This is a genomic window from Sphaerochaeta sp. S2 (genome assembly GCF_016406725.1).
Classification (GTDB): Bacteria; Spirochaetota; Spirochaetia; order Sphaerochaetales; family Sphaerochaetaceae; genus Sphaerochaeta.
Map to the genome: position 1 here is coordinate 1 of NZ_JAEKNT010000319.1, position 1853 is coordinate 1853.

Consider the following 1853-nt stretch of genomic DNA (forward strand, 5'->3'; position numbering starts at 1 on the left):
ACCAAACTCTTATGAATCTCCTTACAAAGTAGGCCGATTACTTTTACATAATCTTTCTTTTGAGTAAACAATAATACTTTCATACGTACCCCTATCTAAACAATATGTCTCACACCAATTCATACTCTATTTAGATTATTCCCGTATTATAAATTACCCTAGTTTACTCCTTTCAAACACTTCACGACCAGAGACCATTAAAATCTCCTTGATATATACTTCAACAATTTTCCCCGATTCCTGAAGTCTGTCATCTGATTTTAGAAGCTTTAGTAAGTCATAAACATTATGTTTCTTCACTTTTATCGTTCGTCTTGGGTAAATATAACGCATCCCTTTTCTGACGATACTTATCTCTAAGGCAGGATGATTCGGGTACATATACAGTGATAGTTCATCATTCCTGGTAAACATTTTAAAGCCAATCCCATTTTGGATTTTTCTAACCTCTAAAGGATATCTTATTGAAAGATCTTCTCTTTGTATTTTATAAAGAACATCATAAAATTCATCTAGAGGCCATTTTTTCAAATTTAAAGCCATCTCTTTCTCCTTAACTATGTTTATTATTATAGCAAGAAGGGCATAAAAAAATAGGCTAAGAGTGTATTTAGCCCATATACTGATTATTTAGCCAACTGAGTTTTTTTTGACCACTAAAGGTTTTTTAGCTCCCTATATACTTGATCCGCCCAGGAGATAGCCGCCACATAATGTTCCGGCAATTTCGCCAAATCATAGCGAATATTCACAGCTGCTACTTCAGCTTCATCAAAGACACCTTTCTCATAAGCATAGCAAAGCTTTAAAGCGTCACTATACATGGTTTCCTTACCCAACAAAGAATCCTTTAGTTCATCTCCAATCGGTAAGCTCTCTAACACGGTCTTCATGTCCATCTCCATGATTACATCTAGAATTGACAAAGTACCGATCAGCGATAGTTCCTCCACATGTTTTGCCATGGTGGAATTCTCAGCAATCTTATGAAGAAGGGATGATCGAATCAAGGCATACTTAACCGCTTCACTTGTTTCATAGGTTGAAAGATTCTGAACCATTGCCAAGGATAACCATCTTCTGAAGTTTTTAACACCTAGAACAGCAATCGCCTGTTGAACCGATTTGATCTCATTGACCGGCTTTGAATATGAATTTACCAGCTTTAAAATTTTGTAGGTTAAGGATACATCCAGTAGAATAATCCTTGATAACGCATTAAAATCCGGTTCATCATTGTTTAACTCCGACATAAGGCGAACATACTGTAAGCCACTGGAATCCATTTTTTTATTTCTTTGAACTTTTGGTTTTGCAAAATAAAAACCTTGGAAATAATCGAAACCCAGTTCTAGGGCTTTCTCATACTCTTCTTTACTTTCTACCTTTTCAGCAAGAAGCTTTTTCCCCTTTGCCTTGAACTCCTTTGATTGTTTGATGATACTTTCCTCTGTTGAAGTCTTAAAATCAATTTTTATTAATTCCGCTAAATCAATTATCGCATGATGGGTATAATCTTGATCCACATCATCGACTGCGATCACATAACCTAATGCCTTCAACTTCCTCAGTTCTTTTAAAAACCGATCATCCGGTTCAACACTTTCTAAGATTTCTATGGTGACCTTATCCTTATTCAGTAGCTCTGCTACCCCATGATTGATAAGATGCTTATCAAAATTGATAAAGGCTCTTGAATCACCTACCAATTTATCAATACCAAAATTAAAAAAACTATTAAGTAATAATAACGAAGTGGCCATATTATCTGAGATATTGCCATTGAAAATATTGTTATGATCCTCTCTATAAAGCAATTCATACGCCACTACTTTATAATCTCTATCGAATAT

Annotated in this window: 2 protein-coding genes; both read right to left on the reverse strand. The window is 35.0% G+C overall.

Going from position 1 to position 1853, the window contains the following annotated elements; all coding sequences use genetic code 11:
- Positions 1 to 153: 153 nt before the first annotated feature.
- Entirely contained in the window at positions 154 to 543 is a 390-nt protein-coding gene (locus JF818_RS09265; protein WP_198891731.1) for a hypothetical protein, read from the reverse strand.
- 113 nt (positions 544 to 656) lie between these two features.
- On the reverse strand, positions 657 to 1853 hold a 1197-nt coding region (locus JF818_RS09270; protein ID WP_233067077.1), incomplete at its 5' end, for an EAL and HDOD domain-containing protein.

Bases quoted from the DNA above. Each gene is read 5' to 3' on its own strand.
- JF818_RS09265 (WP_198891731.1), bottom strand. From the start codon at position 543: ATGGCTTTAAATTTGAAAAAATGGCCTCTAGATGAATTTTATGATGTT.